Raw genomic sequence first — 13724 nt, 5'->3', positions numbered from 1 at the left:
GCACGCGCAGCCCGTTACGGTTTCCCGGCGGCTGCGTTGTTGTCCTGCTCCAGCTTGAGACGCGCGCGCCGCTTCTTTTCGATCTCCACCACCGATTCGAACTTCCTCCCCTCGCGCCGCATTTTTTCCATGTCCTTCGCCGCTTCCTGCGCTTCGTAAGGGATTCTCGGTTCATACACAGGAATCAATCCATAACCCTTGCCGTTATCGTCAACCCACATCGGCCAGCGCTTGAAGAACGCCCCGGTGGTGCCGACTGCGGTCACCACGATCAGCAACGCGCTCCACTTCCCCATCAACAGTCCCTGGCGCTGCGCCCACAGTAGCGTTCTCTGGCCGCCGGCCTTTTTCAACCAGCGCACGCTGAGCCATTTCGCGACGAACCATCCCAGCAGGATGAAAGGAATCGTCATCAGCCCCATTTCCCACTGAATAGCGGCATTGTCCGGCTGGTAAATGAAGCGTTGCTTATCGGCCGACAAGAGGTCGATCGCCTTGTTGCGCTGAAGATACCCGTTCGCGGCAAACGAAAACGGGATCGCCAAGACGATCAACACAATCAGCGACCGCAAACGCGACCAGTTCGCCGCCACCGACACCGTGGTCCTGAGGTTTTTCAAGGTCTGTTCAACATACGTTTCCGAGACCGAGCGGCTGACCCTTTCCACGATCGCATTCGGCGCCAGCCCTTCCGAGGTCGCGTCGAGCACCATCTGGTTCACCTCCGACTCCATGAACGGCGCGACCGCCTTGCGCGCCGACCGATAAAACCAGGGCGACCAGCGCGCGCCGCCGCTGCTCACGTCCGCCAGGGCCTTGAAGTCGCTCTCCAGCAGTGCTTCCAGCACCCCGCCGGCGTCGAATATCTGCGGATCGGCGCCGAACATCACCCACTGCGATGTGACGCCGCGCACGTCGATCGACAGCTCGCAAAATGGTATCGCGCATTGATACACGAACTCCGCCGCCGACTTGTCGCGCAACACATCCACCTTCTGGAGTGCGATATCGCCATGACTGGCCAGGCTGGCAAATCCCACCTTGCACAGGGCCGCATGCACGTAATCGGGCGTGCCTTCGGGATAGCGGCCCGCGAAACCCGGAATGGTATAGGTCGCCGTCGAGGTGACTTTGGTCAGGTAGCCATGCCCGGAACAGCCTGTGCAGGTAAGCTCGCCCGTACCAGCGCAGTTGCCGCAGCGGTTTTTCCCGGAGCCGCCGCAGGTGAAACACGTGACGCTGCCGCCCGAACAGGAACCGCACGAGCGGCGCTGCGTTTCGTGGCGGGTGTGACCGTTGTAGTCTGTCACGGTCGCATGTTGGGTGATCGAGCCGGAACCGCCACAGCTCGAACAGCTGGTGCGTCCCGAACCCGAGCAGCTCCCGCACCGGACCTCGCCCGCGCCGGAACAGTTCCCGCACTGTACCCTGCCCCGGCCATTGCATCCATTGCAGGTATAGGTATGGAACAGGCGCCGGGGATGAGTGCGAATGCAGGTTCTGGCGGAAATGGCGGCGTACGCCTGGGTCCTGACCGACTGCACCAGGCTATCCATCGTCTCGGGACGCACAAATTCCGAACGCGCCTGCGCTCCCACTTCCTCCTGGTACCACTTCCAGTCGGCCGTGCCAAAATCGCCTTTATCGGGATGGTGCACGCCGTGATAGTCAATCGCCTCGGAAATGACTTCCAGGTCGTGCCGGACCGTGACCGAAAACTGGCGCATGACGGGGCGCGCGCCGAGCAGCACCAGGTCGGTCACGTTAAAGCGGGTTGCGCGCTCGATATACCCGGCCGCCGTGGCCTTGCAGCGTTCCAGGTACAGCTGCATCGCGCTGTCGTCAGCAGCCATGCGCCGCGCTCCTTCGATTCAAGATGGCCGGGCTCGGCGACATTGGCAGCAAGATGCGCTGTGCGGACATGATCTACTCTTTGACTGAACGACGAAAAGTTGATCTTAACACAATAGTCATTGCAAACGTCACCGGTAGGTGTCTGCGTGCCCCGCGTTCCGATACAAATTGTCTGGAATGAAATGGTTTGATAGAATCCTTTTTGCTCTTTTTATATTGCACGCATACCTGATGGATCTCCTCAGCATGGTCAATTGCAAGGACTCAACTCAAACGCACGCCAGGCCAGGCCGCCCGATCGCAAGCGCCTGGCGCCTGGCATGGCTGGCCGCCTGCCTGCTGGCCACGCCCTGGGCGCCGGCCGCGCCCTTGCCGGAGCAGCCTTCCGCGCGCCAGCGCTGCCCCGCCACCGACGCCGCCAACGCCCCGCGCCTCTTCGCCGCCCTTGGCAAGGAGCGTCATGCCGCGCTGAAGAAAGTGCTGGCCGCCGGCGACAATCCCAACCCATGCCACGGCGGGCGCACGCCGCTGATGATCGCCGCCGCCGCCGGCGACGCCGAGGCGCTGCACCTGCTGCACCAGGCCGGCGCCGTCATCGATGCGCCGCGCGATGCCCAACAAGGCGGCACGGCGCTGCACGCGGCCCTTTCCGCCGGCCAGTGGCGCGCCGCCGCCGTCCTGCTCGAACGCGGCGCCGATACGCGCCTGCGCGACGACGACGGCAACACCGGCTTGCACCACCTGGCCAACAGCGCCCACGGCGCCGACCCGGGCGCCCAGGCGGCGCTGGCCGACAGCATGCTCAAACTGGGCGCGGCGATCGATGCGAGCGGCCCGCAGGCCAGCACGCCGCTCATGCTGGCCATCGACGCCGGCAAGCGCGACCTGGCCGCCTTTTTGGTCGACCAGGGCGCCGATCCGTTTCTTCGCAACGCGCGCGGCGAAAACGCGCTGGCCATTGCGCGCCGGCGCGCCCTGCCCGCCATGATCGACATGCTCGAACGCTGCACCGGCCCACGCGCCCCGCGCTGTGCCGGCGACGCCACGGCGGCGCGCTACTCCACCAAATAGGAGCGCCACCGACAACCCCGCCACCTCCCATCGCCGAATACTTTTTGAACTTCACAAAACGGAAAGCAGCGCATGAGCGACACCACAGCAGCGAGCAGCAGCGGCAGCAACGCCCGGATCGGCATCCACGAAGGCAGCATCGGCCTGCCCGCCGGCTACGAGGACCGCACCAGTAACATCTTCATCCCGGCCAACCTCCAGACCCAGCCCAACCTGAGCATCGCGCGCGACTGGCTGGCCGAGGGCGAAGACCTGGCCGCCTATGTCGAGCGCCAGATCGCGCTGCTCAAATCGCGCTTGGCCAGCCACAAGCTGCTGGCGCGCGCGCCCGAACGGCTAGGCCTGCACGACCCGGCCATGCAGGGCGAACGGATCGAGGCGCAGTACAAGAACGGCGCCCAGACCATCCGCCAGCGCCAGGCCGCCTTCGTCATCGGCCCGCGCCGCGCGCTGATCCTCACGGCCGCCAGCGCGCGCGCGTTCGACCAGGAGTTCGAGACGCTGTGGCGCGCCTGGCTCGACAGTTTTGCGCCGCCCGCCGACGCCCCCGCCAGCGCCCCGTAACACCCAACGGAAGGTCCGCCATGCTTGAAGCTGCCCGCATCACCGACCCGATCGCCCACACCAGCGCACTGACCGGGTTCCTGGTCGGCGCCGTGATCGGGATTGCCCTCATCGCCGCCGTCGCCTTTGCCACCTTCACCTGCGGCTTCGGCGTGGCCCTGCTGGCCGGCATGGCCGCCGGCCTCGGCGCGAGCGGCATCCTCGCGCTCGGGGAGGGCATCGGCAAGATGTTCTCCTCGCCGGCCGGCACCATCATCACCGGCTCGATGAACGTGTTCACCAACAACCTGGCCGCCGCCTATGCCACCGTCAGCACGGTCGCGTGCAGCAATCACTCGCCGTCGCCGGTGATCGCCGACGGCTCGGGCAACGTCTTCATCAACGGCCTGCCGGCGGCGCGCAAGACCGACGCCATTGTCTGCGGCGCCAAGATCGACGGCGGCTCGCACAATGTCTTCATCGGCGGCGGCACGGTGCGCTACAAGGAAGTGGCGGACGAAGTGCCGGCCTGGCTGCGCACCACGGTCGACTGGGCCTTCGCCCTGGCCGGGCTGGTGGGCGGCCTGGCGGGACTGGTCAAGGCCGCCGGCGGATTGTCCAAGGCGGTGCTGCCGTGCGCCGCCAAATTCATCGGCGGCTTTATCGTCGGCGAAGCGGTCGGACGCTATGTCATCTCGCCGGTGGTCGGGCGCGTCATGGGCGGCTTGTTCGGCAAACCGGTGGAAGTGGCCACCGGCCGCAAGCTGCTGCTGGCGCAGGATGAAATCGACTTTGTGGTGCAAAGCCCGCTGCCGCTGGTGGGTTCGCGCTTTTACGCCAGCAACCTCACCGCCGAAGGCACGCTCGGGCGCGGCTGGGTGCTGCCATGGGACCTGTGCCTGCAGCAGCGCGACGGCAAGATCTGGTACCGCGATGGCCAGGGCCGCGAAACCGGCTTCCCCCTCCTTCAAGCGGGGACCACGGCATTTAGCGAAGAAGAACAATGCTACCTGGCCCGCACTGCGGACGGGCAGTTCATCCTGTACACCCTCAACGACACCTGGTTCGACTTCGGCCACCTCGACCCGGCCACCGACGATGTCGCCTGGGTGCGCCGGGTCGAGGACCGCAGCGCCCAGTGGATCAGCTACCAGCGCGACGACGCGCAGCGCGTCACCGCGATCCGTTCCAGCGGCGGCCAGGAACTGAGCCTGCACTACAGCGCGCTGCCGGCGCGCCTGGCCATGGTCGAATGCACCCACGGCGGCACCCCGGGCCCGCTGGTGCGCTATGGCTATGACGCGGCCGGCCAGCTGCTCTCGGTGACCGACGCCAACGGCGACCTGTCGCGCCAGTTCACCTGGGCCGCCGGCCTGATGACCAGCCACACCACGGCGCTCGGCCTGGTGTCGCGCTATACCTGGGCCGAGGTCGACGGCCAGGCGCGGGTGGTGGCATGCAGCTCCAGCGAAGGCGAACACACCGCGTTCCGCTACGACACGGCGCAGCGCCAGAGCTGGGCCACCGACGAACAGGGACGCACCGCGCACTGGGTCTACGACGAGAACTTCCGCATCCTGGCCTGCACCGATCTCGATGGTGGCAGCTACCGCATGCAGTACAACGCGGCCGGGCAACCGGTGCGAATCGAACTGCCCGGCGAGCGCACCATCGCCTTCGAATACGACCCGCTGGGGCGCATCGTGGCCGAAACCGATCCGCTCGGCCGCACCACGCGCACCGCCTACGACGGCAACAGCCTGCGCGTGACGCAATTGACCGCGGCCGACGGCAAGCGCTGGACGGCGCACTACGATTACCTTGGCCGCCTGCTCTCGACCACCGATCCGCTCGGACGCACAGCGCGCCAGGAATATCCGCCCGGCCTGTCGCCCTACCCGGTGGCGCGGGTCGATGCGCGCGGCGGGCGCAGCACGCTCGAATGGAACCGGCGCGGCCTGCTCACGTCCTACACCGACTGCTCGGGCAAGACCACCGCATACGACTACGACGCCGATGGCTTGCTGGCCGAAGCCATCGACCCGCTCGGCCAGCGCACCCGCATCGAGCGCCTGCGCAGCGGCGAACCGGCGCGCGTGACCCTGCCCGACGGCAGCGTTGAGAGCTTTGTCTACAACGCCGCCGGCCACCTGACCGAACGCCGCTACGGCGCCGAACGGATCAACCGCTGGGTGCGCAATGCGCGCGGCCAGGTGCTCGAAGCAATCGATGCGGCGCAGCGCCATCTGCACTACCGCTACGACGTCCAGGGCCGGGTGGTGGAGATGGAAGCCGGCGCTGCGGCGCGCTACCGTTTCGAGTACGACAGCGCCAACCGCCTGACGCGCGAAATCCGGCCCGACGGCATGGAGCGCCTGCTGCGCTACGACGCGGCCGGCAACCTGGTGGAGATCGAAAAAATCGGCGCGCCGCTTGCCGGGCAGGCCGAACGGCCACGCCGCAGCACGCGCTTCGAGCGCGACAAGATGGGCCGCCTGCTGGCACGCCTGACCGCCAGCGCGACCAGCCGCTATGCCTGGGATCAGCAAGACCGCCTGCTGGGCGGCGCGCGCGTGCCGACCGAGGCCGGGGCCGCCCTCGGCGTCGTCGCCAGCAGCGTCCACTTCGATTACGACGCGGCGGGCCGGCTGGTGGCCGAACACGGCGCCGAGGGCACGGTCGGCTACGCGTTCGACGAACTCGATAACCTGACCACGCTGAACCTGCCGCACGGGCAGCGCATCGACACCCTCACCTATGGCTCCGGCCACGTGCACCAGATCCGCAGCGCCCAGCACATCATCAGCGACTTCGAGCGCGACGACCTGCACCGCGAAGTGCAGCGCACCCAGGGCCGCCTGGTGCAGCGCATGGGCTACGACGCGCTGGGACGGCGCGCCTGGCAGGCCAGCGGCCCGCACGCGGGCGGCGTGGGCCGGCAGCAGGGCGACCTGTGGCGCGACTACCGCTACAGTCCTGCGGGCGAACTGGCCGGGCAGCGCGACAAGCTGCGCGGCAGCATCGACTTCCAGTACGATCCGGCCGGCCATCTGCAGCGCGAGACGCGCACCGACGAACAGCGCGAGGAACAGTTTGCGTGGGATGCGGCCGGCAACCTGCTCGACGCCGGCGCCGCCGGCAAGAGCCGCGGCCAGGTCGAAGGCAACCGCCTGCGCGTGTGGCAGGATATCCGCTTCGACTACGACGCCTGGGGCAATGTGGCGCTCAAGCGCAAGGGCGCGCACCAGGTGCAGCATTTCAGCTTCGACGCCGAAGACCGCCTGATCGGCATCCGCACCGAAACGGTGCGCGGCCTGGTGGAAATGCGCTTCGAGTACGACGCGCTGGGACGGCGCATTGCCAGCACCGAAGCGCGCACCGATAGCGGCGGCATGACGCACGTCGAGCGCAAGCGCTTCGTCTGGCAGGGCTTGCGCATGGTGCAGGAAGTGCGCGAGGGTGGCGTGAGCAGCTACGTCTACAACCCGGACGCGGCCTACACGCCGCTGGCGCGCATCGATGCGGTGATCGGCGCGGCGATGGCGGCAGTGGCGATCGACAACGCGCGCCAGGGCACGCGCGTGTTCCACTTCCACACCGACCTGGTGGGCGCGCCGCTGGAAGTGACCGACGAGGCCGGCCAGATTGCGTGGGCCGGCAAGTACAAGGCCTGGGGCAAGGTCGAGGCGGGCGAAGACGCGGCCCTGGTCGCGCGCATCGACCAGCCGCTGCGCTTTCCGGGGCAGTACGAAGACCAGGCAACGGGACTGCACTACAACACGTTCCGGTATTATGATCCGGATGTGGGGCGCTACATCAGCCAGGACCCGATCGGGCTCGATGGCGGCGCCAACCTGTACGCGTATGCGCCCAATCCGAGCGGGTGGATGGATCCGCTGGGGTGGGTCCATGAATCGACGCCGGGTTACTTTGTCTACGAACTGTGGGCGCCGGGTGGGACCAAACCGTACTACGTCGGCATTACCGATGACCTCAAGCGGCGCGCCGCGGAGCATCGCAACTCGGGGCGGATGCCCGAAGGCTCGGGGGCAAGCATGCGCGAAATTGCCAGCGACGTCACTTATGGCAAGGCGCGCGGCATCGAACAGGCCAATATCGAGCATCACCACACCAAAAACGGGACCATCGGCATGGACTTGAAAGATGCGGCTGATTGGGATGCGCGCGGCAACAAGGTCGCCTCATTCGACCATAAGAACACCACGCGGGCGGAAACCAGGCAAGCGTATTTTGAACGTGAATTTCAAGCCGAGACAGACCGGCTCAATGGCAAAAAAGGCGGAAGCGGAGGCAGTGCGGACGCCGGTACAGGCAGCGCGGGCTGCTAGAAGCGCCCTCCTGTAGCCACATAGTAAACTCAAAAAAGGAGCATGTAATGGGATGGTGGAGTGCACCGGAAAATCCGGACATAATGGTCGGCGATGCCGTACTCGACTCGGTGCGGCATTTCCTGCGCGATTTCAGCCGTGAGTACCAGGAAGACTTGTCGCGCAAACCGACCCTGCAGGAACTTGAATACGCCCTCAACCTCGCTTTCAAAGTCAACGTCGATAGCGACATCCTGGACGGGGTCGACGAACTGGAAATCAAGCAGGTCGTACTGAAAACGGCCAAGCGGCCGAAGAAACACAAGGTCAGCACGGGTGATATCTTTGCCTACAAGCTGAAAGACGGCCACTTCGGCTTCGGCCGGGTTGTCGCGGACGCGTCGGTCGGCGCGTTTGCCGAGATTTTCGACTATTTCGCCGAGCAGCCGGTCTTCGATTACACGAAGATCGATACCTGGCTGGTGCCACCGGTGCTGATCGAAAGCTATTCTTTGCTCGAAACCCGTTCAATCGGGGACTGGCGCATTATCGGTCACACTGCGGACTTCGTGCTCGGCCCGAAATACAAAGCCTTGCGTTATGTGTATGGTTCCACCCCAAACACCCTGATGTGGAAAGATATGGAAGGCAAGAAAGGGGATATCTCCGCGACCGAGGCGGAGGGACTGCCGCCCTACATCGGCCTGGACGATTATCTGTTCGAGCAACATATCGCCAGTCACGTTCCACCGCGAAAACCGGCTAAGTGACAGCACACCTGCCCTTGCCTGCGGTGGGCAGCATGAAGGAGATTCGATGGGCTGGTGGAATGCACCGGACAATCCGGTGGTCACCGTAGGCGATACCGTACTGGACTCGGTGCGGCATTTTCTGCGCGACTTCAGTCGCGAGTACCAGGAAGACTTGTCGAGAAAGCCGAGGCTGCGGGAACTCGAGTATGTACTCACGCTCGCGTTTCGGGTCAATCTCGACAGCGACCTGCTTGATGGCTTTGAAGAACTAGAAGTCAAGCAGCTTGTCCTGAAAACCGCGAAACGTGCGAAAAAGCAGAAAGTAAATCCGGGCGACATTTTTGCCTACAAACTGGACGATGGACGGTTCGGCTTCGGACGGATTCTCAGCGATGCGTCAATCGGGGCTTTTGCGGAAATATTCGATCACTTTGCCGAACAACCGATCACCGACTTCAGCAAACTCGATCAATGGCTGGTGCCGCCGGTGCCCATCGAGAGCTATGCCTTGCTGGAAACACGTTCGAAGGGCGATTGGCGCGTTGTCGGCCATACGCCGGACTTCGTTCCAGGCCCGCAATACAAATCACTGCGTTACGTCTACGGCATCGCCCCAAACGGGCAAACGGCCACGGATGTTTTCGGCAACAAGGAACCGATCAGCGGTGCCGACGCCGAAGGTTTGCCGCGCTATTCGGCCTACGATGACTTCCGCTTCACGCAACTCATTGCCAACCATGTCCCACCGCGCGCCGACGGTATCGGGCGCGCACGTTGACTTACCAAGGAACCCTGTATGGGATGGTGGAATGCACCGGACAATCCGGATCTGACCGTGGGCGATAGCGTGCTTGATGCGGCACGCCGTTGTTTGATCGACGTCAGCCGCGAGTTCCAGGAAAAATTGTCGCGCAAGCCGACCCTCCAGGAGCTGGAATACACCTTGAATCTGGCGTTCAAGGTGAACGTTGACAGTGATATTCTCGCCGATGTCGACGAACTGGAAGTCAAACAAGTGCTGTTGAAAACCGCCAGGAGGCCGAAGAAGCAGAAAGTAAAACCAGGTGACATCTTTTCTTACAAGATAAACGATGGACGCTTTGGGTTTGGCCGTATCGTCAGCCTGACGTCGGTTGGCGCCTTTGCTGAAATCTTCGATCACTTCGCAGCGCAGCCGGTTTGCGATGTCGGCAAACTGGGAAAATGGCTGGTCCCGCCTGTCCCGATCGAAAGCTACTCGCTGCTCGAAACGCGTTCGATTGGCGACTGGCGGATCATCGGTCACACGGCCGGCTTCGTCCCTGGTCCGGAATTCAAGGATCTGCTTTACGTTTACGGGTCATCTCAAAACAGTTTGTATGCTATCGGTATTGACGACCAGGATCGACCGATCAGTGCTGCCGATGCCGAGGGTCTGCCAGAGTATGTCGCTTACGATGACTTTCGCTTCCAGCTCTTGATCGCCGGGCATGCGCCACGACCTGGTAACTGACTAAAGGAGAAGGCATGGGATGGTGGAACGCGCCGGACAATCCGGAATTGACCGTGGGCGATGCAGTGCTGGATCTGACGCGCCATTGCCTGTTCGATTTCAGCCGCGGGTATCGGGAAGACCTGTCGCGCAAACCGACCTTGGCGGAGCTGGAATATGCGCTGAACCTGGCGGTCAAGGTCAATGCCGGCAGCGATCTGTTCGATGGCCTTGATGCGCTGGAAGTCCGGCAGGTAGCGCTGACGACAGCGAAACGGCGGCGGCGCCAGACCGTATCGGCCGGTGATATCTTTGCATTCAGGCTGGACGACCGCCGCTATGGCTTCGGACGCATCGTCACCGACACGTCGATGGGTGCGGTAGCCGAGTTCTTCGACTATATCGCCGGGCAGCCCATCCTTGATTATTCAAAAACCGGGAACTGGCTGATTGCGCCGACCACCATCGACAGTTTCTCGTTGCTGGAAGCGCGCAAGGATGGCGACTGGCGGATTATCGGACACACACCCGGCTATCAACCTGATGCCAGGTTCAGCGCCTTGCGTTTCGTGTATGGCACGCCACCGAATTTTTTGAAAGCAGTCGATATCCACGGTAAGGAAGAACCGGTCAGTGCCACAGCGGCAAAAGCACTGCCGGCCCTGGCGGCGCGTGGCGACGTCAATATCAAGACGCTCATCGCCGCGCGCGATGGCGCCGGTGGCGCTCCTGCCTCATGCGGAGGTCAATAATGGGATGGTGGAACGCGCCGGACAATCCGGATATCATGGTTGGCGATGCCGTGCTTGACTCGGTGCGGCATTTTCTGCGCGCTGTCAGCCGTCAATACCAGGAAGACCTGGCGCGCAAACCGACCTTGCAGGAACTGCAATACGCCTTGAGCCTGGCATTCACGGTCAACCTCGACGACCAGATCGTTTCCGGTCTTGAAGCGCTCGACCTCCGGCAGGTAACGATCAAGACCGCCAAACGTCCGAAGCGGCAAAAAGCCACGCCGGGGGACATTTTCGCTTTCAAGCTTGACGATGGACGCTGGGGCTTCGGCCGGATCGTCAGCAAGATGACGGTCGGCGCACTGGCCGAGTTTTTCGACTATACGGCCAGCCAGCCGGTGTTCGACTACAGCAGGATCGACACCTGGCTGATTCCACCGATTACCATCGGTACCCACGGGCTGTTCGAAGCGCGCGTTGAAGGCGACTGGCGCATCATCGGCCATACAGCCGGCTTCGCGCCGGACGAGCGCTACCGCGATCTGCGCTTTGTCTACGGCGACCCGCACTGGATGGCCGTGGGGGTTTTCGATATCAGCGAGCCGGTCAGCGCGGAAGAGGCGCAGCGCCACTCCTTCTACGCTTCACGGCACGACCGCAATGTCAAGAATGAAATCAAACGCTACCTGGCCGGCAAGCCCTTGTACTGGACCGGCGGTTGAAGGCAACGCTTAACCCGCGTCGTCTTTCACGCTGCGTCCGGCCGCGCTGGCGTCAGGCAAATTCAAGTGCAAGGAATAATCCGGGGCACGGCTCTCGCCGTACAGCACGCCGAACGCCCATAAACCGCCGACGTCGCTGTTGCCGCCGAGGAAGGCTTGTAACAATCCCGCAGCGACATGCTTCAAGGTGTTGAGCGTGCTTCGGTTCCTCCAGCCAAGTGCTTTGCCGCTTTCATCACCTTAATATTCGGACATTTCATATTGCTCAGTATCATCACTGACGCGAATAATGCATATAGAAAAGAAATGATCTGATATTGACGATGGTGATATGGGGCATCATAAATCAAAATTTTCTTTATAGCTGCGATTCTCTTATACTGCACTGCAACAACACACAGTTTAATCCAGGAGAGTTCCAAATGAGCAGCGCCACCTACACCCAACCGACGAACCAGGGCTTCCGCCATTACCTGACCGACGTCAGCAATGCGGCCCGTGCCTTTGCCGCTGCGCTGTTTGCCGCGCAAGAGCGCCAGTTCATCGCGCAGGAAGTAGCGGTCAAGCCGACCCAGGACGAGCGTGCGCGCATGCGCAGCCACCGCAAGCTGATCGTGATGGCGAATGCCTATCAGAACATGCATCCGAGCCTGGCTGCCGAGCTGCGCAACCTGGCATCGCGGGGTTGAGCATGGAAGTGATCGAATATCTGCCTGGCGCGCTGGCGGCGATCGCCCTGGCCGTCCGCATTGCCATTTTCTTCCGCGACGGCCCCGAGCCGGAGCAGGACCAGCAAGACGCCTGATTCCTCACCGGCCGCGCTCGTGGCCGGACGCATGTCCGCGCTACCACTGCTGCAGCGCACAAAGCCCTCCGATGCCGGGCCTGGCATTCCCCCTCAATGCCAGGTTCGACATCCTCCCCTTCCGGTTCTCCCTGCGGTGCCAGGTCTGACATTAAGACACAGCCTCAGCAATCGCCGCAAGAACAATTCACGCGATCATATTCTATTCCGTGATATATTATCTGGGTTGATAATGAATGCCGTACCTTCTCATGCCCGAACACCAACTCGATCTCGACCGCTTCGCCGCAGGTGCCGACAAAGCCTGCGCGCTGCTCAAAGTGCTGGTCAACCGCGACCGCCTGTTCCTCCTGTGCCAGCTGTCTCATCAGGAGCGCAATGTGGGCGAACTCGAACAATTGACCGGCATCCGCCAGCCAACGCTGTCGCAACAGCTCACCGTCTTGCGCAATGAGCAACTGGTCAGCACCCGACGTGACGGCAAGCAAATTTTCTACTCGCTCAGCAGCGAGCAAGCCAAAGCCGTCATGGACGTGTTGTACCAACAGTTCTGTTCGCCCATCCCGGAGAAGCAAGATGATGCCCTCGCTCAACCCTGACCTTGTCCGCGCGCTGGCGGGCGGCGCCCTGATCGGCCTGGCCGCAGCCATGTTCGTGTTGCTAAATGGCCGCATCGCCGGCATCAGCGGCATCCTCGGCGGCTTGTTGCGTCCGGTTCGTAGCGAACTCGGCTGGCGCATTGCCTTTGTGCTTGGACTAATCATTTCGCCATTGGCATTTGTCGTTTTCGCTCCCCTTCCCGCCGTGCACGTGGAAGCCGGCAAGGCGAGCCTGATCGTCGGCGGCCTGCTGGTCGGACTCGGCACCCGCTACGGCTCGGGCTGCACCAGCGGACACGGCGTGTGCGGCATCGCCCGCCTGTCGCCCCGCTCGCTGGCCGCGACTGCCGCTTTCATGCTGGCCGGCTTCGCCACCGTCTTCGTGCTGCGCCATCTGGCCGGATCGGGAACCGCATGAAAAACGTCATAACCGCCTTCGCCAGCGGCCTGGTGTTCGGCCTCGGCCTGATCCTGTCGGGCATGACCGATCCGGCCAAGGTCATCGGCTTTCTGGACCTGGCCGGCAACTTCAATCCCGCGCTGGCCTTCGTGATGGCTGGCGCCATCCCTGTGGCGGCGATCGGATTGCGCATCGCGGCGCGGCGCCCGGGCGCGCTGCACCTGCCTGCTACCCGCATGATCGACAAGCGCCTCCTGCTCGGCGCGCTGACTTTCGGCGCCGGCTGGGGCGTGGCCGGCTACTGCCCGGGTCCGGCTCTGGCGTCGCTCACAACCGGCGGCAGCGATGCGCTGGTGTTCGTGGCGGCGATGCTGGGTGGAATGATGCTGTTCGAACTGGCCGAGGCCGCACGCAAGCGCTGGCAAGCCCGCTAGCAGCTGCATCT

At 63.5% G+C, this 13724-nt stretch carries 14 protein-coding genes; 12 read left to right on the top strand and 2 right to left on the bottom strand.

Annotation, left to right across the window (positions count from 1 at the left end):
• Window positions 1–14: 14 nt before the first annotated feature.
• The gene (locus F1609_RS07015) at window positions 15–1853 is read right to left on the bottom strand and encodes a hypothetical protein (RefSeq protein ID WP_167075779.1); all 1839 of its coding nucleotides are present in this window, start codon (window positions 1851–1853) and stop codon (window positions 15–17) included.
• Window positions 1854–2085: 232 nt separating this feature from the next.
• Here F1609_RS07015 and F1609_RS07010 point away from each other — a divergent pair, with 232 nt between their 5' ends.
• From F1609_RS07010 to F1609_RS06975, 8 genes are all read left to right on the top strand, one after another.
• On the top strand, window positions 2086–2925 hold the full coding sequence (locus F1609_RS07010; protein WP_167075778.1) for an ankyrin repeat domain-containing protein: 840 nt from the start codon (window positions 2086–2088) through the stop codon (window positions 2923–2925).
• A 72-nt stretch (window positions 2926–2997) separates the two neighbouring features.
• A complete protein-coding gene (locus F1609_RS07005) occupies window positions 2998–3489 on the top strand; it encodes a DUF1795 domain-containing protein (protein WP_167075777.1) in 492 nt (163 codons plus the stop codon).
• Window positions 3490–3509: 20 nt separating this feature from the next.
• The gene (locus F1609_RS07000) at window positions 3510–7817 is read left to right on the top strand and encodes an RHS repeat-associated core domain-containing protein (protein ID WP_167075776.1); all 4308 of its coding nucleotides are present in this window, start codon (window positions 3510–3512) and stop codon (window positions 7815–7817) included.
• 47 nt (window positions 7818–7864) lie between these two features.
• Entirely contained in the window at window positions 7865–8566 is a 702-nt protein-coding gene (locus F1609_RS06995) for an Imm26 family immunity protein (RefSeq protein WP_167075775.1), read from the top strand.
• A 46-nt stretch (window positions 8567–8612) separates the two neighbouring features.
• Window positions 8613–9326, top strand: coding sequence for an Imm26 family immunity protein (locus F1609_RS06990; protein WP_167075774.1), 714 nt, complete (start codon window positions 8613–8615; stop codon window positions 9324–9326).
• Between the two features lie 18 nt (window positions 9327–9344).
• The gene (locus F1609_RS06985; protein ID WP_167075773.1) at window positions 9345–10040 is read left to right on the top strand and encodes an Imm26 family immunity protein; all 696 of its coding nucleotides are present in this window, start codon (window positions 9345–9347) and stop codon (window positions 10038–10040) included.
• A gap of 14 nt (window positions 10041–10054) precedes the next feature.
• The gene (locus F1609_RS06980) at window positions 10055–10771 is read left to right on the top strand and encodes an immunity 26/phosphotriesterase HocA family protein (protein WP_167075772.1); all 717 of its coding nucleotides are present in this window, start codon (window positions 10055–10057) and stop codon (window positions 10769–10771) included.
• Window positions 10771–11475, top strand: coding sequence for an immunity 26/phosphotriesterase HocA family protein (locus F1609_RS06975; RefSeq protein WP_167075771.1), 705 nt, complete (start codon window positions 10771–10773; stop codon window positions 11473–11475). The genes F1609_RS06980 and F1609_RS06975 overlap by 1 nt, the downstream gene beginning before the upstream one ends.
• A gap of 9 nt (window positions 11476–11484) precedes the next feature.
• Here the strand turns inward: F1609_RS06975 and F1609_RS06970 are convergent, their stop codons facing one another.
• Window positions 11485–11661 (bottom strand): hypothetical protein, encoded by a 177-nt coding sequence (locus F1609_RS06970; RefSeq protein WP_167075770.1) that lies wholly within the window; start codon window positions 11659–11661, stop codon window positions 11485–11487.
• A 236-nt stretch (window positions 11662–11897) separates the two neighbouring features.
• Here F1609_RS06970 and F1609_RS06965 point away from each other — a divergent pair, with 236 nt between their 5' ends.
• The 4 genes from F1609_RS06965 (at window position 11898) to F1609_RS06950 (ending at window position 13713) form a co-directional block, all read left to right on the top strand.
• Window positions 11898–12164 carry a hypothetical protein gene (locus tag F1609_RS06965; protein ID WP_167075769.1) on the top strand — a complete coding sequence of 89 codons (267 nt, stop codon included), beginning with the start codon at window positions 11898–11900 and terminating at the stop codon, window positions 12162–12164.
• 367 nt (window positions 12165–12531) lie between these two features.
• On the top strand, window positions 12532–12879 hold the full coding sequence (locus F1609_RS06960) for an ArsR/SmtB family transcription factor (RefSeq protein WP_167075768.1): 348 nt from the start codon (window positions 12532–12534) through the stop codon (window positions 12877–12879).
• The gene (locus F1609_RS06955; RefSeq protein ID WP_167075767.1) at window positions 12857–13297 is read left to right on the top strand and encodes a YeeE/YedE family protein; all 441 of its coding nucleotides are present in this window, start codon (window positions 12857–12859) and stop codon (window positions 13295–13297) included. Before F1609_RS06960 ends, F1609_RS06955 begins: the two co-directional genes overlap by 23 nt.
• The gene (locus F1609_RS06950) at window positions 13294–13713 is read left to right on the top strand and encodes a DUF6691 family protein (protein ID WP_167075766.1); all 420 of its coding nucleotides are present in this window, start codon (window positions 13294–13296) and stop codon (window positions 13711–13713) included. Before F1609_RS06955 ends, F1609_RS06950 begins: the two co-directional genes overlap by 4 nt.
• Window positions 13714–13724: the final 11 nt, after the last annotated feature.

Origin of the sequence: Massilia aquatica (assembly GCF_011682045.1) — a bacterium.
Taxonomy (GTDB): Bacteria; Pseudomonadota; Gammaproteobacteria; order Burkholderiales; family Burkholderiaceae_D; genus Telluria_A; species Telluria_A aquatica.
The sequence above is the reverse complement of the archived record's forward strand: the minus strand, read 5'-3'. Positions and strand labels throughout refer to the sequence as shown.